This window comes from Nostoc sp. (assembly GCF_041747015.1).
Lineage (GTDB): Bacteria > Cyanobacteriota > Cyanobacteriia > Cyanobacteriales > Nostocaceae > Nostoc.
Window position 1 is genome coordinate 1 of the sequence record NZ_JBGTFY010000138.1, and the last position, 24362, is coordinate 24362.

Genomic DNA, 24362 nt, shown 5'->3' on the forward strand with positions numbered 1-24362 from the left:
CTAGTGTACCCGGTCAAACTCTTGGGCAGCCGCAACCTTCATCTACTCAAGGTTCAAATCACGAAACTGTTCCGAGACAATCGAACGACGATACCATTCTTCGCCCTCCATCTTCCGACAATCAAGGTTCAAATCACGAAACTGTTCCGAGACAATCGAACGACGATACCATTCTTCGTCCTCCATCTTCCGATAATCAAGGTTCAAATCACGAAACTGTTCCGAGACAGTTTAACCCGATTGAGCAAAGCCAATCTGAGCAAACCGTTCCTCCTCTTCAGGCTGGGTACAATCAAGGTTCAAATCACGAAACTGTTGCGAGACAGTTTAACCCAGTTGAGCAAAGTCAACCTGAGGATATAAATCCTCAACAGAGTCCTGTGAATAATCCTCCAGCTACCAAACCCGACGTGACGTTGTATCAACCACGGACTGCATCTAATCAAAGCAGACCACAAGTGCCACCAGATAATACGTTGTATCAACCGCGACCTGTATCTCCTCAAGGCGAACCACAAGCGCCACCAGATAATACCTTGTATCAACCACGGACTGCATCTAATCAAAGCAGACCACAAGCGGCACCAGACAAGACATTGTATCAACCGAGGACTGAATCTCCTCAAGGCGAACCACAAGCGCCACCAGACAAGACATTGTATCAACCACGGACTGCATCTCATCAAGACAGACCACAAGTGCCACCAGATAAGACGTTGTATCAACCGCGACCTGCATCTCATCAAGGCAGACCACAAGTGCCGACCGATGCAACGTTGTATCAACCACGACCTGGATCTCATCAAGACAGACCACAAGGGCGAACTGATGACACTATTTACCAACTAAAGCAAAATGAACAGCCAGCTACGAGAATTACTCCAAATTTATTGCGAATACTGGGAATTATCTTAGCAATTGGACTTACTTTAGCATTGGTAACTTATATATATAATCAATCACAATCTTCTTCAGAGCCAAGGAAAGAACAAGGTTTGCTTAACTAATACTTGATGTAAGTGCTTCAACCTTAGTTGTTTTGCATTTCCATCCAAGCGATCGCCTGTTGCATTGGGTATCTTCTTCTATACTTTAATAGAATAGAAATAAAGCTTACATACATTGATTAAGCATAATTGCCCATGACCACTTCTAAACGCCATTACCACATCATTACCTTCGGTTGTCAGATGAATAAAGCTGACTCAGAGCGCATGGCTGGCGTTTTGGAAGACATGGGCTTTGAGTGGTGTCAAGACCCGAATAATGCAGAGGTGATTCTCTACAATACCTGCACAATTCGGGATAATGCTGAACAAAAGGTATATTCCTACCTCGGTAGACAGGCGAAGCGCAAACATGAGCAACCTAATCTAACTCTCATCGTTGCTGGTTGTGTTGCCCAGCAAGAAGGCGAAGCGCTGTTGCGACGTGTGCCAGAATTAGACTTGGTAATGGGACCACAACACGCCAACCGTCTCAAAGATTTGTTGGAGTCAGTGTTTAACGGCAACCAAGTTGTGGCAACTGAGCCAGTTCACATTATTGAAGATATCACCCAGCCACGACGGGATAGTAAAGTGAGCGCTTGGGTGAATGTGATTTATGGCTGTAACGAACGCTGTACTTACTGCGTGGTTCCCAATGTGCGCGGTGTCGAACAATCTCGCACGCCCTCAGCTATCCGGGCTGAAATCGAAGAATTAGGACGGCAAGGTTATAAAGAAGTTACTCTCCTTGGTCAAAATATTGATGCTTACGGCAGAGATTTGCCTGGAGCGACACCAGAAGGTCGGCATCTGCACAACTTCACAGATTTACTTTATTATGTGCATGATGTGCCGGGGATTGAAAGGTTAAGATTTGCTACTAGCCACCCCCGTTATTTTACCGAGAGATTAATCAAAGCTTGTGCGGAATTGCCCAAAGTCTGCAAACACTTCCACATCCCTTTTCAATCTGGGGATAATGAACTTTTAAAGGCGATGGCGCGGGGCTATACCCATGAAAAATATCGCCGGATTATCGATACCATTCGGCGGTATATGCCAGATGCCTCAATTAGTGCTGATGCAATTGTCGGTTTTCCTGGGGAGACAGAAGCGCAGTTTGAAAATACTTTGAAATTGGCGGCAGATATTGGCTTTGATATGTTGAATACAGCCGCATATTCGCCGCGTCCAGGGACACCCGCCGCTTTGTGGGACAATCAACTGAGTGAAGAAATTAAAAGCGATCGCTTGCAACGGCTCAATTATCTAGTAAATTTGAAGGTAGCCGAGCGATCGCAACGTTACTTTGGACGTATTGAAGAAGTTTTAGTAGAAGACCAAAATCTTAAAGATCAAACCCAGGTAATGGGACGCACTGGCGGTAATCGGCTGACATTCTTCAGTGGCGACATCAAAGAATTGCAAGGGCAGTTAGTTAAGGTAAAAATTACCGAAGTCCGCCCTTTTAGCTTGACTGGTGAACCAGTTGAGGTCAAACAAATTAGGCGCACATGATGTCAATTTTATAACTACGCCCTCGATAAAGCGTAACCTTACATAAAATTGGTATAAGGACAAAACCTCGCTCTTAAAGCTTATGAACGCCATCATTTTGAATATTCCCAATCTGGGTATTGAGGGGTTTTATGAACTTTGTCAAGCTAATCAAAATTTGCAGTTAGAACGTACTGCAACTGGAGAAGTTCTAATTATGCCTCCAACATATCCGTGGACAGGTAAGAAAAACTCTGGTTTGAATGCTCAACTATGGAACTGGAATGATCGCACAAATTTAGGTATTGTATTTGACTCCTCCAGTGGTTTTACTTTACCCAATGGTGCGGTTTACTCACCCGATGCTTCTTGGGTAAGTAATGAAAAATGGGAGGCTTTAACTCAGACTCAACAAGAAGAAGAATTTTCCCCTCTAGCACCTGATTTTGTGGTGGAATTGCGTTCTAGTAGTGATTCTTTGAAAAAACTCAGAGAAAAGATGCAAGAATATATTAACAATGGCGTTCGTTTAGGTTGGTTGCTTGACCCGAAGAATAAAACAGTAGAAATTTTTCGTTTAGAGAAAGAGGTAGAAATATTAGAATCTCCTACAAGTGTATTTGGTGAAGATATTTTACCTGGGTTTGAATTGAATTTAAATAAAGTATGGTAAGTAGATAAACATAAATATTTACTAGCCGAGCGATCGCAACGTTACTTTGGACGTATTGAAGAAGTTTTAGTAGAAGATCAAAATACCACAGATCAAACCCAGGTAAACAGATAAAAACGGGGAGTCTACACCTCATTCTCGCTCCCCAAACCCCTGTATATAATCAATGCAACAATTACTGATACAAAGTATCACTAAAATATATATTTTTACACTTAATATACCCGACAAATTTAGTCGGGTATGTTTGACTGGTATTTTTGCTCGTGTTAGCATCAAGCGACAGTCGACAGACAAACAGGGAAAGCTAGTTTATGACTCAAGCAATCACAACCCAAACCAAAGCCAGCACTGCCTACTTTCATGCCTTGAAATGTAAGGAATGTGGCGCTGAATATGAACTCAAAGCCAAGAATGTTTGTGAGTTATGTTTTGGACCATTAGAAGTAAAGTATGACTACAGCGCCCTACGTCAGACCGTCACTCGTGAGACAATTCAAGCTGGCCCCAATTCAATTTGGCGCTACCGTCCCTTTTTGCCTGTTGCAACTGATAATGTTATAGATGTGGGAACGGGTATGACTCCCCTGGTTCGTTCCCACCGTCTTGCCCGTCGCCTGGGTTTAAATAAACTTTATATTAAAAATGATGCCGTTAATATGCCCACCCTCAGCTTTAAGGATCGGGTGGTGTCAGTCGCCCTTTCCAGAGCGCGGGAGTTGGGTTTTACTACTGTTTCTTGCGCTAGCACCGGTAACTTGGCAAATTCTACAGCTGCGATCGCAGCTCATGCCGGTTTAGACTGCTGTGTATTCATCCCTGCAGATTTAGAAGCAGGTAAAATTATCGGTAGCCTAATCTACAGTCCCACCCTGATGGCTGTTAAGGGCAATTACGACCAAGTAAATCGTCTCTGTTCGGAAGTTGCTAATACATACGGCTGGGGTTTTGTCAATATTAATCTGCGTCCTTACTACTCCGAAGGTTCCAAGACACTAGGTTTTGAAGTTGCAGAACAACTAGGTTGGGAGTTACCTGACCATATCGTTGCTCCTTTAGCATCTGGTTCCCTCTTTACAAAAATTTATAAAGGGTTCAAAGAGTTTGTCGAAGTTGGTTTAGTAGAAGCCAAGAATGTCCGTTTCAGCGGCGCTCAAGCTGAAGGTTGTTCACCCATCGCTCAAGCATTTAAAGAAGGGCGTGACTTTATTAAACCAGTGAAACCGAATACAATTGCTAAATCCATTGCGATCGGCAACCCAGCAGACGGCATTTATGCAGTGGATATAGCTAAGAAGACTGGCGGTAATATTGAATCAGTCAATGATGCAGAAATTATTGATGGCATCAAGCTGCTAGCAGAAACCGAAGGTATCTTCACAGAAACGGCTGGTGGTACAACCGTTGCCGTGCTGAAAAAATTAGTAGAAGCTGGCAAAATTGATCCAGATGAAACTACCGTGGTTTACATCACTGGCAATGGTCTGAAAACTCAAGAAGCAATTCAAGGCTACGTTGGCGAACCCTTGACTATTGATGCTAAACTCGATAGTTTTGAACGAGCTTTAGAGCGATCGCGTACTCTCGACCGCTTAGAATGGCAACAAGTTCTCGTTTAATTATGAGTTATGAGTTATGAGTTTTTTATTCATAACTCTTAACTTTATTCCTAACTCCTCACTCTTCATTTTTTACTTCTATGGCTGTAAAAGTTTTAATTCCTACTGCTCTGCAAAATTTGACTGATAACCAAGCTACTCTAGAATCCAATGGCAGCACAATTGCTGAATTATTGGACTCCTTAGAACAAAGCTTTCCTGGGATTAAATCGCGGTTGTGCGATGAAAAAGGGGAGCTACGTCGGTTTCTAAATTTTTACGTCGATAGCGAAGATATCCGCTATTTGGATGGGATAAATACACCCCTGAAAGATGGCGATGAAGTAAGTATTGTCCCTGCTGTTGCTGGTGGTTAATTTTGGACTATTTTTTTCGGAGTCCAAGGTTTATTACCACTTTCAAGCTATTTGGACGGGATTCTTTATCCCGTCTTTTATTTTAATGAAAACAGAATTAAAAAAGAAAAGTACTCCGCAGAATGCCAACGGTAACTGAGTCACTATCTGGTGTGTGACCAGGTTCCAATATATGAATGATGCCCGGTGTAATGCTGATGTTATCTGTTAGCTGAAAACGATAAAATGCCTCAATTTGAGTAGTTGTCCCTGGCTGTCCACCTGCACGTCCTAAACCTGTATTAACAAAATCAGGGACATTATTCCCTACAGGTAAATCGCTACTGGTGATTTTAGGAGGTTGACCGACATAAATTCCGCCCAAATTTCCTCTAGCAAATAAATCAGGGAAATTCAGAAACACCATATAATTAGTCGTCTCGACATTTCCCGCTCGCCCCGGAATATAAGATCTAGTATAACCACCCCACGCGCCTGCGCTAATCCGGGGTGAAATTTGCCAAGTTAGAGTCGCACCTACAGCGTTTGTTTGCAGAGGTGCTGATTGTCCGGTACTGGTATCAACGGCAGTTAAGCATTCATCGCCAACAAAAGTTAATAAACAACCATTTGAAGAATAATTGTTAACATAATACAAACTAAAATCTAGAGTATCAGTTGGTGTCAGCAGTAATTGTACGCCTGTAGTGGTGGTTCCATCAAATAAACCGCTACCTTGACCAGGATTTCCTGGTTGAAAACTGGTATAAATTGCTTGCAAACTAGCGCGTTTAGCAAATTGCCAATCAATAGCTATACCACCGTGACCAAATCCCATATTTAAAATTGGGTTTCTTTGGGCAAAATAAGATAGTGGTCCTGTTGCAGCACTTTCTACCCGATTGGGACCTCGGAAAGCAGTTGGCATACTTACGCCTTCTGTTCCCACCATCACTGCTAAATTATCTGTTACCAGCCAATGAAAATTGAGGTCACTTACAATCAAGTTATCTGTAGGAAATTCGTAGCCAAGTAAAACATCATTTCGAGAAACACTATTAGTAAATCTGGGGCCAGTAGTACCCGTAGTATCTAAAAGACCCGTAAATAAGTAACTACGGGGAGTGATTTGACTAGTTAAATACAGCTGCCCCAGAGACATAATATTAGTGTTTGTCCCTGCATCATCTGTATCTTTTTGTCCATCTCTAGGATTAACATCACCACGATTATTAGTCCGTCCTTGAATACCAACTATCAGTAGTCCGCCGAGTTTCGTTGTTGTTGAGAATTGGTTGGCTTCGATTTCGGCGGTTTTGGCTTCTAAACTATCGACCCGACCCCGCAAAGTTGCTAATTCCGGGGCAAATTCTGACTGCAATTTTTGTAATATTGCTAAATCTTCGCGGGTGAGTAAATCGCTGGTGGCTGTAGTGATTAACTCGTTAACTCTATCTAAACAAGCATTTACCCCGGCAGCAAATTCATACCGAGTTAATGCACGAGTACCGCGATAGCTGCTATCTGGATAACCCGCTATACAACCATAGCGTTCTACCAAAGACTGCAATGCTTGGAATGCCCAATCGTTGGGTTGTACATCCTTGAGTTGAGAAACCGATGTAACTTGCGCCATCGGATTTACTGAGGAGAGGGGAGGAGAATTTAAATCTATACTCTCTTGCACCTGAGTAGTTTCTGTGTACTCTTGTGCAATCGCTTTTTGGGCAACTCCGTTTACTCCCGCAACTAGTAACCATGCGAGTATCCAGGTTTTGTGATGACTGCGGCTAATAAGTCTACCTTTCAACTTTTTACACTCTGCTCACATACTTAAGCGAAAAGTGTACTCGTACTCATCTAATATTCACATGAGTAAATTTACTGATTTTGTCCAAAATTAGACTTACATCTTTCTGGGCAACTTTTGAAAGGACGAGTATAACAGAGTATTAAGTACTGGGACTTTTAAGAGGTTGAGGGAGATAAGGGAGAAGCACCAGTACCCAATACCTAAAAAGACTCACTGGATTGATTGAAAACTAATATGGCAAATCGCTCACGCAAGCTGACGCCAAAAGCTTCTAAAGTAAATAAACCTCATACAGGTGCGATGAGACGTGTCGCCAAAAAACCCCAGAAAAAGCAGCAACGGGGAAGTTGGTTAGCGATGCCTACGGCGGCAAGCTACGCAATTCTCTTAAGTAGTGCTATTCTAATTGTGGCTTTTGCCTGGATTAGCGTTCTCTTCATCTTCAATCCAGATCAGGTAAGCTGGCTAAATAAAGTTTTACCTACATGGGCGCAAATCCCCCTTGGTAATCACGAACGCCCTCAAAGCCTCAAACAAATTCAACTCGATTTGAGTAAAAAAAAGCAAATTATCGGAGAAACTCTGCCTTTGCATCAGGATGCAGAAAACTCATTTTTACTGCCAGTTTTTCAGCAGCGTCCTAATTGTCAATCTAATTGTGAAGAACTTGTTGAACTCAGGGTTTACCAGCGCTCACAAGAGTTAGAGTTTAAATCTCAGTCAGAAAATTACTACTATCTAGCGACTCAATTAGCTATAACGGGCCCAGAAGAATCCTTTGTGATTTCTTCTCTAGTCGATGGAACATCAGAACCCGAAGATGTCAGTATTTTTCTGTCTTTAACTGAAGTGCAACGCTTTGGAGACGGTACACCATCACCAGGGGTTTGGTTTGATTTGCGGGGTCAGCGCCAACAAGGAACTGATGCGTTCGCCTACGGTCACATCGTATACTACAATCCAGAACGCACCAATTTACTACAAATGTTGTCTTGGACAAGCCTTAACGGACAACTGCCCAAATGGCAGCAGGTAACTGGTGATGATACAAAAGAGTTAGTTGTTGATCAAACAGTAGGTTTAGAACCGTACTTACAAGTCTACCAAGTTAAGGCTCTGAAGTTATTCCTCAAACCAATTCAATTGGAGGCAGTTACCCTCAACTTACCAGCCATTAAGGATTCTGCGTACCAAAATGCCCTGTCAATTGCCCGTAGTGGACTGTGGACACCAGCTTTTGAGTGGTTGAAGTTCATCCAAAAACAGCGCAAAGGAGTTTTGCCAGAAGCGGCGCAAGCACAAATGGATTTGATTCGCTTGCACTCCCAACTTACCAAAATTCAAGCTGATAAAAATTGGGCAAGTCCTAGTCAACAAGTGCTAGCAGATTTAATTGATGGTCGCTGGGAAAAAGCCTTACAAGTGTTTGAAGCGTCACCACATAATGCCCAAGAAATTGTCACCCTACTCAAAGCTGATGAAAACCGATTATGGAATCGTACAGCTGCGGCGTTGCGGGTAAACCCAAATCGACAAGAGGTGCAAGCTTGGGCAGCCCTAATTTTAGCAGTTCAGCGAGGAGAAGGATATGCTAATTCTTGGTTAAAGACGCAACCAAAAATTACAAAAGATAACCTTGCCTATATTCAAGGTCTGTTAAAAAGACTCAATGATGGGGTTACAAAGTCGCAAATATCTTCGACTCACCCTAGTCAAATTGTCGGTACACTGCAACCAATCACTCAAATTAACAGCACTGACTGGCTGCAACCAAATTCTACAACAGACCTGAAACTCACAGATAACCAAGTTTGGTATCAGGTGGAGGTGAGTGCATTTCATGACGGAAAACGCTGGTTAAATTCCTCCTTTGAGAATTTGAACCCACCCAAAACTTCCCCTGCCAAATTTTTCTGGAAAACTTTAGGAATCAGTTCTGACCCGGAAATTCAGATTGTAGTCTGGTTGCCAAACGGAGAACAGCAAATTATTATAGCCGTTATCAAAGCGGTGCAACTACAGGGTAAAGTCTTGCGTCTATTAGTTGCTAGCCCAAAAATTTTGGAAAATCAAAACGATGTTTTTCAACCCAGACCTCTAGCCTTGACAAATGCAGCACTGGAATGGGTGCAACCATCTCCAATCACTCTCCAAGAACTGTATCAACAAAATCCCCAAGGGGTTAAGGTAATGCTATCGAGTGTGTGGCAATCTTTACAGCAAGCCGATGAGATTCCGACTGGGGCTATTCCTAGCTTTGAGCAGATGCAGCAAAAGTTGGGTGATTGGCCTGTTCAAGTAATTGATTTAACAAATAATACTCAGCCAGAAATAATACTGACTATCTCAGCAGCAGCGATCGCATCCTTGAATCATCCTACACCTAAAAGTCAAGGGGAAAATACAAATCAATCCCCTGACCGGACTATAATTTTATCTGATCGTGGTGAAGTGATTTACACAGATTTTACAGGAAATTACCGTCAAAGACTTTCTGCGATCGCCAAGCTTTCAGATGTACAATCCTTAGCCTTGTTAGTAGAAAATGCTAACAAATACAGTCTGAGGCGCTGGTCACAGAAAAATCAGCGCTTTGAATAGCTCCGTTACTAAAGTTTACATTAGCGCGAACAAAAGCGTAGGCGTAGCCCGTCGTAGACATCGCTATCTCCAAAACTGACTTATTCTTTTTGGCTAGTAGCGACTAGACGTTGGTGCTTCAGGTTTTCCAACTGCTGCAACAGAGAATCTACCTCGGCTTGTAAATGTATAAATTTAGCTTGCTGATCGTCTTGATAATAAGACTTAGTTAAATTGCTGACCCAGGTAGCCTGGGACTCGCGATCGGAAACACTAGATAAACAAGTAGGCATCGCTAATTAAATCCAAAACTTAACTCACACCACTAGAAATATTATAATAATCCTCTTTTAAGCTTTATTAAATTATTATATATTTTCAATCAATTACTCTAATGGATTTCAGGTTCAATCATCAAAGACGGTGATCATAATGGCTGTGTTCCTGAGAAAACATTGCTCCAAATGTGCAAAGTTTCCGTCCAATCGATGATACTTAACAGTACTTAATTGCCAGCCTGTCAATTATAGCTTGATGAATTATTACCGCTGCTTTTAAGTAATTTACGCAACAAAGTATATATAGGCTATATTAATAATTACGCCAAATTATGAAAAAACTTAGGGCGAAGTACCTGCTATATAAGCTAGACGTAGCATATTTGAAGGAGAAGGCTACCGCAAAGAAAAGGCAGATGTTGTGTATTTCCCCCGGCAGTTGAAGCGATTAGCGTGGCAAAATACACATAGACAATCTCTCGGAGCGGACACACCAGAAATGGTTTTCCGCAGATTAGAAATAAGAGTTTTATAGAGTTATCACGTAATTCCCATACATTTGTCTATCATTTTTCACTCCGTCAGCATCCCCAGGCTAATTCGTTAAACCGAAGGTAGCCGTGGCAGTTATGATAAACTGACGTTAAAAATAAAATAAAACGCCTGCACCACAAAAAATAATATTCTTTGTGGAATTAGCGGACTGGGAACTGGCAAAGAAAAATTCACTTTCTTGCTCTTCCTCATTCTGCGCTTCCCCATGCCACCCTTTCTAAATATCCAATCCTTACATTCAGAAATTTTAAATCCCGTGACTTTGAGCCTGTCTACTGCTAAATCTCATCGCCAACCCTGGCCTGGACTGATAGAAGCCTATCGTGAATACTTGCCTGTCAGCGAAAAAACACCGATTGTCACTTTGTTGGAGGGTAACACACCCCTAATACCAGCGCCAGCGATCGCAGAACGCATTGGCAGACAAGTACGTGTTTTTGTAAAATACGACGGTCTGAACCCCACCGGCAGCTTCAAAGACCGGGGGATGACTATGGCAATTTCCAAGGCCAAGGAAGAAGGGGCAAAAGCAGTAATTTGTGCCAGCACGGGCAACACCTCAGCCGCCGCCGCCGCCTATGCAAAGCGTGGGGGGATGAATGCCTTTGTGCTGATTCCCGAAGGCTATGTGGCACTGGGCAAGTTAGCCCAAGCATTACTATACGGTGCAGAAGTATTGGCAATTAAAGGTAATTTTGACCAAGCGCTAGAAATTGTCCGCGAAATGGCCGAAAGCTATCCCGTAACTTTGGTAAATTCGGTCAATCCTTACCGCCTAGAAGGGCAGAAAACAGCAGCCTTTGAAATTGTCGATGTGCTGGGTGATGCTCCAGACTGGGTTTGTATCCCCGTAGGCAATGCGGGAAATATCACAGCATATTGGATGGGATTTTGTCAATATCATCAAGCCAGAAAATGCGATCGCTTACCCCGAATGATGGGATTCCAAGCCGCAGGTGCAGCCCCTTTTGTGCATGGGAAGCCAGTAGCGCATCCCGAAACTTTAGCGACAGCAATTCGCATTGGCAACCCTGCTAGCTGGGAGTTAGCGATCGCAGCCCAAACAGCAAGTCAGGGAAATTTCCACGCCGTTACCGATGCCGACATTCTGGATGCTTATCGACTTTTGGCATCATCTGAAGGCATCTTCTGCGAACCTGCTAGCGCCGCTTCTGTAGCCGGGTTGTTGCAAGTGAAAGACCAAGTTCCCACAGGGGCAACCGTGGTTTGCGTCCTGACTGGTAATGGTCTAAAAGACCCAGATACAGCAATTAAACACAATCACAGTCGATTTAAACAAGGCATCGCAGCGGAACTAGGAGCAGTAGCCGAAGCTATGGGATTTTAGAGATGACAATGGTCAAGTAGAGAACTATTTTCTCAGTAGTGCCGGAAGTCTTGAACGCCCATCAGTAGCTAGCTTTCCAATTGCAGGTAATCGGGATGATGCAGTCTCAAATGGACGCATGAGTACGTCATTCACCCTTACCTCTAGCGGACAACTCACAGCTGTGACCAATACTCGTAGTGGGGTGAAACTCGCAGGTTTTACGGGAGCAGTCAGTGTCATTTTACTGGACAGAAACAGCCAGCCAATTTGGACTTCTGATACGCAATCCTACGGTGTTGATGGGTGTTTTGTAGGCAGTAGGACTTACGCATTGACAGAGTCCAACGGCAAGGGCGATCGCCTCTGCTTCCCCTCGATCTAGTGTTTGCTTAAGCAGTTGGGCAAGAGGTTCATTGCTCACATCTTGAGTTTGAATCCATCCAGATAAAATTGCTTCACGAATTGCTTGAGAACCGGGTCGTTCTTCATGCACTTTCAATTCATCCAATACCGCATTGGGAATCAAAATTTCGCCAAATTGCCGATGTAGGAGTTCAATCTGATCCACAATCGCCAAGTTAAGTCATCATCTAATTCTGCGAAACCATAATGCCGTTCCACTCCACGACGAGAGAGCAATTGCCCAAATTCGTATTTGTCCATCTCAGCTAGTTCTCGCGCTTTACCAAAAGACAGGATGTCTTGTGCATAAAGAGCAATGGCTAATTCCCTACGTAATTCCTGCTCAGGTAGGCGAAGAGCTTGCACAATAGAGTCAGAGATCGAGATTTGTAGTCCCATAGCTACTTCACTCTAGAGTTTGCAGCAGGTGGAGCCAAGGAAACATCCACCTGCTCTTCATTAGGGTAGTATGAAGTTGGTTTTCAAGAGGCTACAGCTATGACTTTAGCGCCTGATGAACAAGCTGCTATTATCCGCACAGAACGAGGACTCACAATTGCAGGAACGCGCATCACCCTCTACGATGTGATGGACTATGTAACGGCTCAATATCCGTCTAAGTTTATCCGTGCCATGCTTGACCTTACTGATGAGCAGGTGAGTGCTGCACTGGCTTACATCGAGGCACATCGTACGGAGGTTGAAGCAGAGTATCAACTCGTTCTCAAAGAAGCCGAGGAACTGCGGCAGTATTATGAAGAGCAAAATCGTGAGCGGATTGCTCGCATTGCTGCCAAACCTCCAAAGCCTGGAACAGAAGCGATTCGAGCCAAGCTTCAAGCAAGAAGAGCCAAGCTTGAATCACAATCATGAATTTTCTGGTTGACCATAATTTACGAGGATATTCTGTTGTCCCCTTGTCCCTCGCTCCCTCGCTCCCGCGTCAAGCTATCAATAGCATCACCCAAGGCAGTAGTCAGACTATTGCGGGTTTGGGCGTGATTATCCTGCTCAGTTTTCAAAGCTTGCAAAAGGTGATCGCGTTCTTTAATCACGGCAATCAGTTTAGCTTGTAAATCCTCCACAGATTTGAGTTGTTCTATTTCTTGTTGGATAGCTATTACTGGTGTACCACCAGCGAGTGTCTCTACCTCAAGACTCTGGAGTTTATGCATATCAGCCTTGAGAGATGCGATCGCCTGTTGGGACAGATGAGCATCTGTGCGGCGTTGTTCGGCTTCTATGTTATAAAGTTGACGCCATTTTTGGGCACTTTCCCAAGCTGCATCGCGATCGCCCTGAAGTCCCGCCATCTGCTCTTTAAATGCCTGAATTTCTGTCAACCACTGTTGTGTGAAGTCTTGACTCATAGCAAGTTATTTTGTGTTAATTTGATTTCCCATCTCTGACGAAAGATTGATAGCACCTAACGATTAAAATCGCAGTTACCCAAGCCAAGGCTGCCTCCGTAGGCTTCAAAACCCCTGATTTTCCTTCCCATCATCTTTAACCATAGGTGGCAACATCTTTAGTAGTAAATAGTTTCCTAATGCTCCAGTTCCCAGAATGGCATACGTGCGATCGGACATTTCTTCTATAAAGGAATTTTCTTAGAAAGATTATAAGGCGACGTGTGACGTAAGTGTAGTTTATTCACCGCCTGATTTTAAAGTAATTTTGTTTAATAAAACTTAAAATAGGTTTATTATCCTTTAAAATCTTTTGCAGAGATTTAGGTAAGATATATGGCTGATATTGTTGATATTGCAGTTAGCGCTGAGTCTTTCAAAACACTGGTGGCAGCCGTACAAGCTGCTGGTTTAGTAGAAACATTAAAAAGTCCTGGGCCGTTCACTGTTTTTGCACCAAATGACGATGCCTTTGCCAAGTTACCAGCGGGAACTATCCAAACTCTGTTACAGAACATTCCCCAACTAACGCGGATTTTAAAATATCATGTTGTTCCCGGAAAGCTGCTACAAGCTGATTTGGCACAACTAGGTACGGTTAATTCTGTAGAAGGTTCACCCATTAAAATCGATTCTTCTGATGGTTTTGAAGTTAAAAATGCCACAGTTTTAGCAGCAGATATCGAAGCTGATAATGGCGTAGTACACGTTATCGATACCGTGATTTTACCCGGTTAATTCAGCCAGGGTGGAAAACATCCACCCTACTTATCCAAAATCTTTATAATTAACTAACTATTGAGTAGTATCAAAACGCGACTCAATATTTTAATTTATGTTATGTTTCCAATGTGATTACTCACTCATCTGTTAATATAAATTTAGTTATTTTAAAATAAATTAAGTTCTGAAAAAGCTAACATCTATCCCAAGAAAATTAATGCTCGATTTTAACACCTTAGTAGAGTTCTCTTGTGGCAACTGCATAGGTATTTGTGCGTTTCTCGTACCAGCAAACTTGCTTGTCACAATTTTAACGATGAGCCTAGTAGCCTTACGTCGCCCATCGTATCAAGTATGGCAATCTGCTGGAATTGCCGGCTTTTTCGCTTCTGTAATGATAATACACGTATATACTTGGTTCATGATTGGCGTGGTGATGGCTCCTACTTATATCTTGCTGTGGTTAGCAATCACTTGTTTAGTGACTAATTTGGCAGCAATTCTTTTTCAAAGACGTTACGGTAATAGCCTTAGTCTTTCCAACAACGCCTGAAATCTATAAGTACTCTGCATCGCACTACTTGCACTATTTCTCCAATTCGCTGGTGCAACTAGTGCGTAGATGCATAGCGGCTTTTCGTTAGACATCGCCGTTTCAATTCTTTTATTGCACCAAGGCGACAATTTTACGCTTTTCGGGTGTGTCTGCCAATAATTGCAACAATACTATTATAGCTTCTGGTAAGGTAAATTCCTGCATAGACGCATATCGGCTTGTCGTTAGACATAGCCCACCAGATTTTAGATTAAAGACAAGTTAATATCCTGCTACTTGCGTTTTGTGATGTTGTTGCTCAAAGCAGCAATGACTCGATTAACCCTACGTCACGTCAACTAAATCTCAACTTTGTCTTAAACTCAGCTTTACCAATAGCCTTTAATATCGTCATAATTACTAAATCTGTATTTTTGCGCTTGTAGGTGCAAATCTAACTAGAGAATTTAAGTATAAATTCAGTGTTTTTCCTCCTAGCTAAAGATCAGACCAAGAGTAGAAGTTTTGAACCCTGCTGTTCTACTTTTATTAGAGAGCGGGTTTGACAAGGATGTTTTTTACGTTTTAGGTTTAGCTTTTGGGTAATTATTCTTATATTGCAATGGCTAACTTTCATAACTAATTGGCTGAAGAACCGCAATGATGTGACATATATCACTGACTAAAAAAGTTTTTTGACCATATCATCTTTTCAATTGCTGATACAGCAGAAATAGGTTTGACAACCTGCCATGAGTTTTGACTAGCCGCACTACAGTACTGATGGATTTTCTGCCCTCACGGATGCCGTGATTGAGATTAGTGGCTACAAAGGCAACTTAACTCACTTAGCCATTGTCTAATTGTAAGTTAGTTCGGGTAGACTAGATCGAATTTGACTAAGAGGATGTTTGAAAAGTCTAATTTATTACTAGCCCTGGCGACTGGAAGCATTGGTGTCAACTTAACGTGAAAGCGTAGTCTGATAAGCATTTAAAAATTTTTCGATGTACCACCTAGATTTTTGATCCCCCCTAACCCCCCTTAAAAAAGGGGGAACTAGAGTCTTTTACCACCTTTTTAAGGGGGTTGGGGGATCTAATAACCACGCTGAAGCGATCGCACTTTAGATGTATCCTTAATGCGATCGCCTTTGGCCGGAGCAACTGTAAGTATTGGCTTGTGGCTGGGCGATGTTTACTCCCCTAATTTACTGCTGTCTCCGTACTTTTGCCATTCGTCATTGCCTTGTCTACATTTGGTATTATCATCGTTGTAGTCGGTTGAGTGGTAGATGCACGCTTATTACTCTGGCGTCGCTTTCCCCCCGCTTGCACATACTGCAAACTGTTTTTGCCGTAGCGCGTCCTCACACTCATCAACATATTTTCCGAATAGTTGCTCAAATCCTGCTCTAGTAATTGAATCTGTCCCACTACTTCATCCAGAGTAGAAAGCATAGTGTTGTAGCTGGATAGATTTGCTTGTAACGTTTGAATCCGCTTCTCATACTCCGTCAAACTCAAGATATTACTAAATTCCAGCGTTTCACTAATCGCTCGCATCCCTGCAATCCGTCGCGTTGCCTTATTCAATACCGTAGAACTGCGTTTTAATCTTGCCATATATGCGTCTGCTTCCAAAGATTATGTGAAAATTAATACATAGTTGTGTTTCTACTCTAGCTATCTACCATCCCCATTGCCCTGAGCAAAAACAACTAAAACTAAAGTATGGTCTACAGTAAAATCTAATATTTGTTCATTAATTTTACTGAAAAATATTATAATCTAAAGTATAAATTTTACATATATTGCAGAAGTCCTTCTTTGTGTTCTCTTCTCTGCGCCTCTGCATGAGATAAAAATATATTTATGCAAGAAGTCTATTCTTTTGAAGTACCCAAATATCGTTTTGAAGTACCCAAATATCGTTTTGAAGTACCCAAATATCGCGTTGAAGTACCCAAATATCGTTTTGAAGTACCCAAATATCGCGTTGGAGTACCCAAATATCGTTTTGGAGTACCCAAATATCGTTTTGGAGTACCCAAATATCGTTTTGGAGTACCCAAATATCGTTTTGAAGTACCCAAATATCGTTTTGGAGTACCCAAATATCGTGTTGGAGTACCCAAATATCGTGTTGGAGTACCCAAATATTGTTTTGGAGTACCCAAATATTGCGATCGCTACGATAAATTTGTACAGTGCGTAAGTCCTAACTTATTTATTTTATTTGGTCAATTCTGCACGTAATTGATTTACAACCCGTTCTAGTCCGACTGAATGAGCGGCTTTGAACAATAAACGATCGCCTGCTTGCACAAATGTCTTCAATCTAGCCACTAACTCGGCATGAGTTGCAAAGCATTCTGATGGAATACCCTCGGCACTTTTGATGATCGCTTCGGCATCTTTTCCATCTACCAAAACCAACAAGCCGTCTAAATTCAACTTGCGTACTGTTTCTCCGACTCCCTGATGCAACTGCTGCGATCGCTCTCCCAATTCTTTCATTGCACCCAATACGGCAATCTTCCGCTTTCCGGGTGTGTCTGCCAATAATTGCAACGCTGCGATCATAGCTTCTGGTGCAGCATTATAAGTTTCATCTAAGATTACTACATCATTGGGCAAGGTAAATCGCTGCGATCGCCCTGTGGGCATATTCACCACCACACCTGCTTTGAGGCTTGCCCAATCAATTCCCAACACTTTTGCCACCGCTAAAGCTGCCAAGAAATTAGCCGCATTGTGACGACCAGGTAGTGGCAAGGGCAGTTGGATTCCGGCGACTTCCACAATTTCATTATCAATTAATTGCCCTTGGATATCCCCACCAGAAAAACCGTAAGTCATAACTTCTCCGTGCCAGACTTTCGCCGCCGTGGCAATTAGTAGAGGATTATCGTAGTTGAGGATTGCCACGCTATTAGCAGGCATTTCGGCTAATAATTCACATTTTGCCTCAGCGATCGCTTCTTCGGAACCCAGTAACTCAATATGTGCCGTCCCCACATTGGTAATTACTCCGATGGTTGGATGTACTATTTGCGTTAGTTCGGCAATTTGTCCCCTACCCCGCATGGCCATTTCAATCACAGCGTACTCATGTTTTGCGCCAAGTTCTAGGAGAGTTTTCGGGACACCGATTTCGTTGTTGTAATTTCCATAAGTTTTGTGAACTGCTCCCTGTGATGCCAAAACTGCCGCAATCAGTTCCTTGGTTGTAGTTTTGCCCACAGAACCTGTGACACCAATTACCGGAATGTTAAAGCGATCGCGCCACCATCTGCCAATTTTATGATATGCCTTGAGGGTATCTTTTACTTGTAATACAGGAAATCCGGGATTTTCGTATTCAAAATCTACAATGGCAGCTATTGCACCCTTAGCGATCGCTGTTGGCACAAATTCATGTCCATCAAACTTATCGCCTCGTAAAGCCACAAATATTTCACCCGGTTTTAGGCTACGGCTATCTGTTTGGATACTGTTAATTACTTGTATTAGGGCAGTTTCAGATAAATTTATCGGACAGGCCAAAAGAACTTCAACTAGTTGAGTTAGAGTGGCAAAACAAGGCATAAGTAATTTACGATTTAAAGTTCAAAATTATAAAATCGAATTATGACATAATACTGCATTAAACAGGAGATTATTTCATGAGAACCAGAAAGCTAGGCAGACAAGGATTGGAAGTTTCACAGATTGGACTTGGTTGCATGGGAATGTCTGAGTTTTATAGTGGTCGTGATGAACAGGAGGCGATGTCTACGACAAGCCGCTTCGCGTCTACGCCACAATTCATCGGGCATTGGAACTTGGAGTTAATTTTCTCGATACTGCTGATATGTATGGACCCTTTACTAATGAGCAATTAGTCGGCAGAGCAATCAAACAGAAGCGAGATCAAGTAGTATTAGCAACCAAATTTGGTAATGTTCGCACGGAAGATGGCGGTTGGAAAGGAATTAATGGCAAACCAGAATACGTCCAAACGGCTTGTGAAGCCTCGCTAAAACGTCTGGGAGTTGAAGTGATTGACCTCTATTATCAACATCGGGTAGATGCAACCGTACCCATTGAAGATACTGTCGGGGCGATGGCAAAGCTAGTGCAGCAAGGAAAAGTGCGTTATTTGGGTCTTTCAGAGGCTGCTCCTGCCACGATTCGCCGGGCTATGGCAGTTCACCCCATTAGCGCCCTGCAAACAGAATACTCTCTGTGGAGTCGAGAGCCAGAAGATGAAATTTTACCTACTGTCCGGGAATTAGGAATTGGATTTGTTCCCTATAGCCCATTAGGAAGAGGGTTTTTATCAGGTGCAATCACTAGCCCTGATGACCTTGCGCCTGATGACTATCGAAGAAATTCTCCTCGTTTTCAAGGTGAGAATTTCTCTAAAAACCTGCAATTAGTGGAGCAAGTGAAAGCGATCGCCACCGAAAAAGGAGTAACTTCTAGTCAGCTGGCATTGGCATGGCTTTTGGCTCAAGGAGAAGATATTGTCCCAATTCCGGGTACAAAACGCCGTACTTATTTGGAGGAGAATATCGGGGCTACTGAAATTACCTTGAATTCAGAAGAGTTGAATCGACTTGAAGCAACTGCACCGAAAAATGTAGCAGCAGGTGAGCGCTACCCTGACATGAGTACTGTTAACCGTTGATGCATCTCCTTTCTGGAGTATTTTTCAAGATTCTGCATAGTGGACTCTCTTGAATCGCACTACTCATAAAACATATTGGCTGGTTTGGTGTGACCAAGTAATTCATTTAATAAACCAAAGAATCAAAAATTAGTGGCAATGTCTAGCTCAGTTTGGCCGCACACCTACACGCTGTTTGGTAAAATATGTGGGTTGTTTAATTGGATTATCTCCATCTTTGAGCCAATCAACAGACCTTATTAACCTCGACACATTAGCGCAAGAACTGGCGACAATCCAGCAAACGGGTTCTAAAAGAATTGCCTTGCTGGGTTCTCGTCATGTCCCGATTACGCATCAGCATCTGATTGAAATGATGACATATGCCCTAGTTTTATCGGGTAATCGCATCATTACTTCCGGTGCTACAGGTACAAATTCAGCTGCCATCCGGGGAGCAACGCGGGCTGATCCGAATTTGTTAACGGTGATTCTACCCCAAAGCTTAGAACGCCAGCCTTTGGAATCGCGCCAGCAACTAGAACAGGTAATGCATTTAGTGGAAAATACCAGTAATGATAACTTGTCTCTCGCTGAAGCTAGTTACCTGTGCAATAAGGAAATTGTTTCTCGTTGCCAGCAACTGATCTGCTTTGCGTTTCATGACAGTGGCACTTTGTTGCAAACTTGTCAGGATGCAGAAGAACAAAGAAAAGTGGTGACGCTTTTCTATTTTGATTAGTCATTTGTCATTTGTCATTTGTCTTTTATATTTGACTAATGACCGATGACTGATGACTAATAACCAATAACTAATAAGTTATGATAATTTTTTTATACTCGATCGCTGCTGCTGCTGTTCTAATTTACGTCCCATTCTTTGTGGTAGCTTATGCCCGTGTGCGTATTGGGTATGAAATGTTTTCTACTCCTCGCGCTATGCTTGATAAATTGCCACCTTATGCCCAACGAGCTACTTGGGCACATCAAAACACCTTTGAAGCGTTTATGATATTTGCCGCAGCCGCATTAATGGCATACGTAACTGGGGTAAATTCTTCTACAGCAATGGTCGCTGCGATCGCCTTTGTGGTAGCCCGTTTGCTATACTCAATTTTTTATATTTTGAATATACCCCTTTTGCGATCGCTGATGTTTGGCATTGGCTCCGTTAGCTCTGCCACTCTCATTTTCTTGAGCATCATCCAAGCTAATAGATAATTGGGGAGTGGGGAGTAGGGAGTGGGGACTAATACCAACCCTCAATCTAAAATCCAAAATCTAAAATCCAAAATGCTTTATGGCTTCCACTTTTTCCTTTGACATTGTAAGCGACTTTGACCAACAAGAATTGGTTAACACTGTCGATCAAGTTATACGAGACATCAAAGGTCGTTATGACCTCAAAGATACTCAAACTACTGTCGAGTTAGTCGAAGAAAGCATTAATGTCAGCACTGACAGCGAGTTTACCCTAAATTCTTTACACGACATCCTGCGGGATAAAGCTGCCAAGCGCAACCTCTCCCAAAAAATCTTTGATTTTGGCACAGTTGAATCAGCCAGCGGTAATCGCGTGCGTCAAGAAATCAAACTCAAAAAAGGCATCAGTCAGGAAATCGCCAAACAAATTTCTAAATTAATTCGGGACGAATTCAAAAAGGTACAAGCTTCAATTCAAGGTGACGCAGTGCGGGTTTCTGCCAAATCTAAAGATGACTTGCAAGTTGTCATGCAGAGGTTGAAACAAGAAGACTACCCAGTGGCTTTGCAATTTACAAATTATCGTTAATAGATTCGTAATTCGTAATTGAATTATTTACGAATTACGAATTATTTTAAGCCCCTGTGCCAATACTTTTTTGAAATGCCGGACGCTCAGATAACTACTACTCAAAATCTACTGCCATTGGACTTGATCTAAATAGAACTATACACTATACTATATATATCTCAAAGAACGAATCTACAACCCCTGTGTAACTAGGGTTAATAATTGTTTTTGGAGATATGCAAGATAGATGGATGCAGCAGACATGTCCCAAACATGACATCCCGTTACCTTTTAGGTCGAGGAATTCCGGTAAAGACGTTCTGAATACCAAAAATTTATTTTTTGGCGAAGGCTCCTTAAGGAGCCTTTGTTATTTATAAACTCGGTAATTTCCGATTATTCAATAAGTTTTTGGCTATGATGAAAAAGCTTACTTTTTTTACTCTACCTATACCTTCGTATTTTGGGTAGGCAGTTATAATATGTAATCTAAGCTTTTTAGTTTCTTTAAATACTTTGAAAACAACATAATAATCAACCTCAATACTGTTTGAATCCAAAACTTTAACGGTTGCAAAATTCCCATATCCAGCGTGGCAGACTAACGTTGTCTTCTCAGATAGTGACTTGATAATGCTAGGTAACTGCTTTGAGAGTTCATATCTTTCAAAATTGAATTGTCTGGACTCATTTGGTGCGTGGTACATCAAGAATTTTGATTCGTCGCTGGAAAGCTCATTTGATTCTTTAGTGAAGCAGTGTAAGCCATAGGTTACTATAAACTTGTATAAGATCGGATTATTTTCGTTTTTGTCGTCAAGATATTCAGGCTCCATTGAATGTATCAATGTTAGTCCATTTTCGAGAAAGAATAAGTACAGAACTAGTCCACAAAGTGAGTCCAGCCACACGTGCGGCTATGCCGCCGAATGGACTGGCGAACCCCAAAGGGTGAATCAGCAGATGGTAAAGAAGATGCTAGAAATAACATCTTCAATTGGAAAACAAAGTTTTAGCATAATTACCTAAAGAACTTTGTGAGTGTGAGAATGCTGTTTAATGTTGTCTTCTTTGGTAACAACTCTAGCAGCATTTAGCACCCGCTTGCGCTCAATAGAATACTTAAACTCACTGTAGTTTGTACCTAAGGGAATCAGGGATTTTGCACATTCACGACGCTTGTAGGTACGAGCTGCTGCAAATGCTCGTGGCACAAATTCCTCTCCAAACTGAGCCGATTCTGGGAAGCCATCTGGCAGGACTTGTAAATCGCCATCAAGCAAAGAACCCAAAGTTGTTGCATGAGCCAGCTTATAGGAGGTAGGAATGCCCTTTAAAAGCGCTTCCAAAGCCGCAGAGGGAATTGGTTCTATAACTTCGATTTGATAAACTTCGCCATCTTCTTTGACGAAGCAAGTTGCCAAGCCGATAACAATGTAATCGTCGGCTGCTAGATCGGGGGCATTGGGATAGGAAATTGCGGTTGTCATTGGAAAATTTTTCAAAACTTAAAAATTACATCTAGAAATTGGGCATTGGGCATTGGTTATTTTCCCTGTCCCCCTGTCCTCTTTCTCATCTGTCTTGCTGGCATTCTACCAATTTGTTGCTCTCACTACTTAACTAGTCTTTGAAATTAACATCTGCTATTTCTGGAATTCAGCTTGGAGATGAAGTATCCATAGTTAGGTTTGAGAATCAATTGTTTATTTAGGGCGTAGATTTCTATTGGTGCGAGTAGTTTAAATTCAGTCTTGAGATGGCTTTCAAGTAACCATAAATACCTTAATAATATACATAGTAGTTAAAACCACCAGCGCCTAAAAACTAGAATTTAATTTCAAAAAGCACGTATTTCAGGCAGGGAAAGATGAATATTCACCCATTTTTAGCTTCCGACAACCAGCAAAATAACCAATCCAAATATGTTTTAAATAGTACAAATAAAATCCCAGAGCAGAGGACAAACGATCGCAGCGAATCTACTTTAGAGGATAGCTACTTACGTTCTTGTGCTTTAAGGTCGGCTCAACAAGGAGATTACACTGAGGCGATCGCCATGTTAAGCCAACTAATTTACCGCCATCCCGACAATGCTGTGGATTACAACAATCGAGGGCTGATTTATTTCCAAAGTAGTGAAACGCGAAAAGCTCTTTGCGACTATAATACCGCCCTCAAACTTAATCCTAATCTGGCTAGTGCTTATAATAATCGGGCAAATTACTACGCTGCTTGTGGGGAATTAGCAGTAGCACTTGCCGACTACGATCAAGCAATTGATTTGAATCCTCGCCATGTCCGGGCGTGGATTAACCGAGGGATTACCTGGCGTGATTTGGGGCAGTACGAAGAGGCAATTGAGAATTTTGAGGTAGCACTGCTTTTCGGTCAACTAGAAGGTCATATTTGGGCTGAACGCGGCAGGACTTACCATCTTTGGGGCGACTGGAATTGTGCGATCGCTGATTATCGTCGCGCCCTGACTCAACTGTCCTCTATTGACAACAATAGGGATATTAGTGGTTCTCGCTTGCGTTTGCATCTCGAAAATTGGCTAAAGGAGTTGCTATCTGAATCAGCGTCCTAATTGGTAGATGAACGATTTTCAATTGGAGCGTAGCGACGCTGTTATTTGTTAGCAATAATATAAATTAACACCCAGTTCACACGTAGCCTTAATCACCAGAAATCTAAATAATTCCAAATTCGCCTGTCTTAGGGTGATGACTCTATTTGTTCATCTTTTCGGCGATCCTGATTCATCAATACGACCCGGCGCTGGCTGGGATCAAATCGATATCCTTGTTGTTGCATAATAGTTTTAGTTTGCTGAGGGTCAAAGTTACGGCCAAATTCTGCCTGCAAACCATTGACACGCGCTTCCATCAGCTTGACTTCAGTACTAATTTCTCGCAACTTTCCTTGCTGTAACCAATGATAAGGCAAAAGTTGTGCCAATGCAGATGCTGCAACGCCTGTAACGACAAGATTAACCGCTATTTTGGCTGTGCTTTCCAGTGCCATCACCTGGTAGGAACGTTGACGAAGATGCCGCTTTGGTCGAGGAACGACCCGGCGTTTTTGTATAGGCTGTAACGGTGGTCTGGAGGGTTGAATCGCGTTCATGATGCTAAAAAATAACCTCGCTTAGTGAAGGGAAGCACTGTAAAAGCCCTCTGGCGCTAATTACTGCT

General features: G+C 42.3%; 24 protein-coding genes and 3 pseudogenes. 17 read left to right on the plus strand and 10 right to left on the minus strand.

Annotated elements, in window-relative coordinates:
* The 5 genes and pseudogenes from ACEW80_RS10280 to ACEW80_RS10300 all read left to right on the plus strand — a co-directional run.
* Window positions 1-1007 (plus strand): annotated as a pseudogene (locus tag ACEW80_RS10280) (serine/threonine protein kinase); the annotation flags it as partial.
* Window positions 1008-1142: 135 nt separating this feature from the next.
* Window positions 1143-2507, plus strand: coding sequence for a tRNA (N6-isopentenyl adenosine(37)-C2)-methylthiotransferase MiaB (gene miaB, locus ACEW80_RS10285; protein ID WP_373526478.1), 1365 nt, complete (start codon window positions 1143-1145; stop codon window positions 2505-2507).
* 82 nt (window positions 2508-2589) lie between these two features.
* Window positions 2590-3159, plus strand: coding sequence for a Uma2 family endonuclease (locus tag ACEW80_RS10290; protein WP_373526479.1), 570 nt, complete (start codon window positions 2590-2592; stop codon window positions 3157-3159).
* 314 nt (window positions 3160-3473) lie between these two features.
* A complete protein-coding gene (thrC, locus tag ACEW80_RS10295) occupies window positions 3474-4778 on the plus strand; it encodes a threonine synthase (RefSeq protein ID WP_373526480.1) in 1305 nt (434 codons plus the stop codon).
* A gap of 80 nt (window positions 4779-4858) precedes the next feature.
* Entirely contained in the window at window positions 4859-5134 is a 276-nt protein-coding gene (locus tag ACEW80_RS10300) for a MoaD/ThiS family protein (protein ID WP_373526481.1), read from the plus strand.
* Window positions 5135-5231: 97 nt separating this feature from the next.
* On the opposite strand, the gene ACEW80_RS10305 is transcribed toward ACEW80_RS10300, so the two are convergent.
* A complete protein-coding gene (locus tag ACEW80_RS10305; RefSeq protein WP_373526482.1) occupies window positions 5232-6923 on the minus strand; it encodes an iron uptake porin in 1692 nt (563 codons plus the stop codon).
* 237 nt (window positions 6924-7160) lie between these two features.
* Here ACEW80_RS10305 and ACEW80_RS10310 point away from each other — a divergent pair, with 237 nt between their 5' ends.
* Window positions 7161-9527 (plus strand): hypothetical protein, encoded by a 2367-nt coding sequence (locus ACEW80_RS10310; protein WP_373526483.1) that lies wholly within the window; start codon window positions 7161-7163, stop codon window positions 9525-9527.
* 80 nt (window positions 9528-9607) lie between these two features.
* Here the strand turns inward: ACEW80_RS10310 and ACEW80_RS10315 are convergent, their stop codons facing one another.
* Window positions 9608-9799 carry a hypothetical protein gene (locus tag ACEW80_RS10315; RefSeq protein WP_373526484.1) on the minus strand — a complete coding sequence of 64 codons (192 nt, stop codon included), beginning with the start codon at window positions 9797-9799 and terminating at the stop codon, window positions 9608-9610.
* Window positions 9800-10595: 796 nt separating this feature from the next.
* Here ACEW80_RS10315 and thrC (ACEW80_RS10320) point away from each other — a divergent pair.
* Window positions 10596-11687, plus strand: coding sequence for a threonine synthase (gene thrC / locus ACEW80_RS10320; RefSeq protein ID WP_373526554.1), 1092 nt, complete (start codon window positions 10596-10598; stop codon window positions 11685-11687).
* 223 nt (window positions 11688-11910) lie between these two features.
* Here the strand turns inward: thrC (ACEW80_RS10320) and ACEW80_RS10325 are convergent, their stop codons facing one another.
* Together ACEW80_RS10325 and ACEW80_RS10330 are read right to left on the minus strand one after the other, a co-directional pair.
* Window positions 11911-12237 carry a hypothetical protein gene (locus ACEW80_RS10325; RefSeq protein ID WP_373526485.1) on the minus strand — a complete coding sequence of 109 codons (327 nt, stop codon included), beginning with the start codon at window positions 12235-12237 and terminating at the stop codon, window positions 11911-11913.
* The gene (locus ACEW80_RS10330; protein WP_373526486.1) at window positions 12192-12470 is read right to left on the minus strand and encodes a UPF0175 family protein; all 279 of its coding nucleotides are present in this window, start codon (window positions 12468-12470) and stop codon (window positions 12192-12194) included. The genes ACEW80_RS10325 and ACEW80_RS10330 overlap by 46 nt, the downstream gene beginning before the upstream one ends.
* Window positions 12471-12569: 99 nt before the next feature.
* On the opposite strand from ACEW80_RS10330, the gene ACEW80_RS10335 reads away from it, so the two are divergent.
* Window positions 12570-12944 (plus strand): DUF433 domain-containing protein, encoded by a 375-nt coding sequence (locus ACEW80_RS10335; RefSeq protein ID WP_373526487.1) that lies wholly within the window; start codon window positions 12570-12572, stop codon window positions 12942-12944.
* 20 nt (window positions 12945-12964) lie between these two features.
* Here the strand turns inward: ACEW80_RS10335 and ACEW80_RS10340 are convergent, their stop codons facing one another.
* The gene (locus ACEW80_RS10340) at window positions 12965-13441 is read right to left on the minus strand and encodes a hypothetical protein (RefSeq protein ID WP_373526488.1); all 477 of its coding nucleotides are present in this window, start codon (window positions 13439-13441) and stop codon (window positions 12965-12967) included.
* A gap of 375 nt (window positions 13442-13816) precedes the next feature.
* On the opposite strand from ACEW80_RS10340, the gene ACEW80_RS10345 reads away from it, so the two are divergent.
* From ACEW80_RS10345 to ACEW80_RS10355, 3 genes and pseudogenes are all read left to right on the plus strand, one after another.
* Window positions 13817-14218, plus strand: a complete 402-nt coding sequence (locus ACEW80_RS10345) for a fasciclin domain-containing protein (RefSeq protein ID WP_373526489.1) — start codon at window positions 13817-13819, stop codon at window positions 14216-14218.
* Between the two features lie 202 nt (window positions 14219-14420).
* A complete protein-coding gene (locus tag ACEW80_RS10350; protein WP_373526490.1) occupies window positions 14421-14756 on the plus strand; it encodes a hypothetical protein in 336 nt (111 codons plus the stop codon).
* Window positions 14757-15520: 764 nt separating this feature from the next.
* Window positions 15521-15601 (plus strand): annotated as a pseudogene (locus ACEW80_RS10355) (bluetail domain-containing putative surface protein); the annotation flags it as partial.
* 342 nt (window positions 15602-15943) lie between these two features.
* Here ACEW80_RS10355 and ACEW80_RS10360 read toward each other — a convergent pair.
* A complete protein-coding gene (locus tag ACEW80_RS10360; protein WP_373526491.1) occupies window positions 15944-16363 on the minus strand; it encodes a hypothetical protein in 420 nt (139 codons plus the stop codon).
* 249 nt (window positions 16364-16612) lie between these two features.
* Here ACEW80_RS10360 and ACEW80_RS10365 point away from each other — a divergent pair, with 249 nt between their 5' ends.
* Window positions 16613-16996 (plus strand): hypothetical protein, encoded by a 384-nt coding sequence (locus ACEW80_RS10365; protein WP_373526492.1) that lies wholly within the window; start codon window positions 16613-16615, stop codon window positions 16994-16996.
* Here ACEW80_RS10365 and murF read toward each other — a convergent pair.
* Window positions 16973-18328, minus strand: a complete 1356-nt coding sequence (gene murF / locus ACEW80_RS10370) for a UDP-N-acetylmuramoyl-tripeptide--D-alanyl-D-alanine ligase (protein ID WP_373526493.1) — start codon at window positions 18326-18328, stop codon at window positions 16973-16975. The genes ACEW80_RS10365 and murF overlap by 24 nt on opposite strands.
* A 77-nt stretch (window positions 18329-18405) precedes the next feature.
* Between murF and ACEW80_RS10375 the strand changes: the two are divergent.
* The 4 genes and pseudogenes from ACEW80_RS10375 to ACEW80_RS10390 all read left to right on the plus strand — a co-directional run bounded on the left by ACEW80_RS10375 (window position 18406) and on the right by ACEW80_RS10390 (window position 21183).
* Window positions 18406-19412 (plus strand): annotated as a pseudogene (locus ACEW80_RS10375) (aldo/keto reductase).
* Window positions 19413-19629: 217 nt separating this feature from the next.
* On the plus strand, window positions 19630-20133 hold the full coding sequence (locus ACEW80_RS10380) for a DNA recombination-mediator protein A (RefSeq protein ID WP_373526555.1): 504 nt from the start codon (window positions 19630-19632) through the stop codon (window positions 20131-20133).
* A gap of 80 nt (window positions 20134-20213) precedes the next feature.
* On the plus strand, window positions 20214-20612 hold the full coding sequence (locus ACEW80_RS10385) for an MAPEG family protein (RefSeq protein WP_373526494.1): 399 nt from the start codon (window positions 20214-20216) through the stop codon (window positions 20610-20612).
* Window positions 20613-20691: 79 nt separating this feature from the next.
* On the plus strand, window positions 20692-21183 hold the full coding sequence (locus tag ACEW80_RS10390; protein ID WP_373526495.1) for a YajQ family cyclic di-GMP-binding protein: 492 nt from the start codon (window positions 20692-20694) through the stop codon (window positions 21181-21183).
* A 356-nt stretch (window positions 21184-21539) separates the two neighbouring features.
* Here ACEW80_RS10390 and ACEW80_RS10395 read toward each other — a convergent pair whose 3' ends face one another.
* Window positions 21540-22001 carry a heat-shock protein gene (locus tag ACEW80_RS10395; protein ID WP_373526496.1) on the minus strand — a complete coding sequence of 154 codons (462 nt, stop codon included), beginning with the start codon at window positions 21999-22001 and terminating at the stop codon, window positions 21540-21542.
* Window positions 22002-22190: 189 nt separating this feature from the next.
* Entirely contained in the window at window positions 22191-22655 is a 465-nt protein-coding gene (locus ACEW80_RS10400; protein WP_373526497.1) for a hypothetical protein, read from the minus strand.
* Window positions 22656-23035: 380 nt separating this feature from the next.
* Here ACEW80_RS10400 and ACEW80_RS10405 point away from each other — a divergent pair, with 380 nt between their 5' ends.
* The gene (locus ACEW80_RS10405; RefSeq protein WP_373526498.1) at window positions 23036-23755 is read left to right on the plus strand and encodes a tetratricopeptide repeat protein; all 720 of its coding nucleotides are present in this window, start codon (window positions 23036-23038) and stop codon (window positions 23753-23755) included.
* A gap of 128 nt (window positions 23756-23883) precedes the next feature.
* Here ACEW80_RS10405 and ACEW80_RS10410 read toward each other — a convergent pair whose 3' ends face one another.
* Window positions 23884-24294: a hypothetical protein gene (locus ACEW80_RS10410; protein WP_373526499.1), complete on the minus strand. Its 411-nt coding sequence runs from the start codon at window positions 24292-24294 to the stop codon at window positions 23884-23886.
* Window positions 24295-24362: the final 68 nt, after the last annotated feature.

Excerpts from the sequence above, each read along its gene's own strand:
- ACEW80_RS10310 (WP_373526483.1), top strand. The coding sequence starts at position 7,161 with ATGGCAAATCGCTCACGCAAGCTGACGCCAAAAGCTTCTAAAGTAAAT.
- ACEW80_RS10410 (WP_373526499.1), bottom strand. The coding sequence starts at position 24,294 with ATGAACGCGATTCAACCCTCCAGACCACCGTTACAGCCTATACAAAAA.
- ACEW80_RS10360 (WP_373526491.1), bottom strand. The coding sequence starts at position 16,363 with ATGGCAAGATTAAAACGCAGTTCTACGGTATTGAATAAGGCAACGCGA.
- ACEW80_RS10300 (WP_373526481.1), top strand. The coding sequence starts at position 4,859 with ATGGCTGTAAAAGTTTTAATTCCTACTGCTCTGCAAAATTTGACTGAT.
- ACEW80_RS10395 (WP_373526496.1), bottom strand. The coding sequence starts at position 22,001 with ATGGAGCCTGAATATCTTGACGACAAAAACGAAAATAATCCGATCTTA.
- thrC (WP_373526480.1), top strand. The coding sequence starts at position 3,474 with ATGACTCAAGCAATCACAACCCAAACCAAAGCCAGCACTGCCTACTTT.
- ACEW80_RS10290 (WP_373526479.1), top strand. The coding sequence starts at position 2,590 with ATGAACGCCATCATTTTGAATATTCCCAATCTGGGTATTGAGGGGTTT.
- ACEW80_RS10385 (WP_373526494.1), top strand. The coding sequence starts at position 20,214 with ATGATAATTTTTTTATACTCGATCGCTGCTGCTGCTGTTCTAATTTAC.
- ACEW80_RS10335 (WP_373526487.1), top strand. The coding sequence starts at position 12,570 with ATGACTTTAGCGCCTGATGAACAAGCTGCTATTATCCGCACAGAACGA.
- ACEW80_RS10315 (WP_373526484.1), bottom strand. The coding sequence starts at position 9,799 with ATGCCTACTTGTTTATCTAGTGTTTCCGATCGCGAGTCCCAGGCTACC.
- murF (WP_373526493.1), bottom strand. The coding sequence starts at position 18,328 with ATGCCTTGTTTTGCCACTCTAACTCAACTAGTTGAAGTTCTTTTGGCC.
- ACEW80_RS10350 (WP_373526490.1), top strand. The coding sequence starts at position 14,421 with ATGCTCGATTTTAACACCTTAGTAGAGTTCTCTTGTGGCAACTGCATA.
- miaB (WP_373526478.1), top strand. The coding sequence starts at position 1,143 with ATGACCACTTCTAAACGCCATTACCACATCATTACCTTCGGTTGTCAG.
- ACEW80_RS10390 (WP_373526495.1), top strand. The coding sequence starts at position 20,692 with ATGGCTTCCACTTTTTCCTTTGACATTGTAAGCGACTTTGACCAACAA.
- ACEW80_RS10405 (WP_373526498.1), top strand. The coding sequence starts at position 23,036 with ATGAATATTCACCCATTTTTAGCTTCCGACAACCAGCAAAATAACCAA.
- ACEW80_RS10330 (WP_373526486.1), bottom strand. The coding sequence starts at position 12,470 with ATGGGACTACAAATCTCGATCTCTGACTCTATTGTGCAAGCTCTTCGC.
- ACEW80_RS10365 (WP_373526492.1), top strand. The coding sequence starts at position 16,613 with ATGCAAGAAGTCTATTCTTTTGAAGTACCCAAATATCGTTTTGAAGTA.
- ACEW80_RS10400 (WP_373526497.1), bottom strand. The coding sequence starts at position 22,655 with ATGACAACCGCAATTTCCTATCCCAATGCCCCCGATCTAGCAGCCGAC.
- ACEW80_RS10340 (WP_373526488.1), bottom strand. The coding sequence starts at position 13,441 with ATGAGTCAAGACTTCACACAACAGTGGTTGACAGAAATTCAGGCATTT.
- ACEW80_RS10345 (WP_373526489.1), top strand. The coding sequence starts at position 13,817 with ATGGCTGATATTGTTGATATTGCAGTTAGCGCTGAGTCTTTCAAAACA.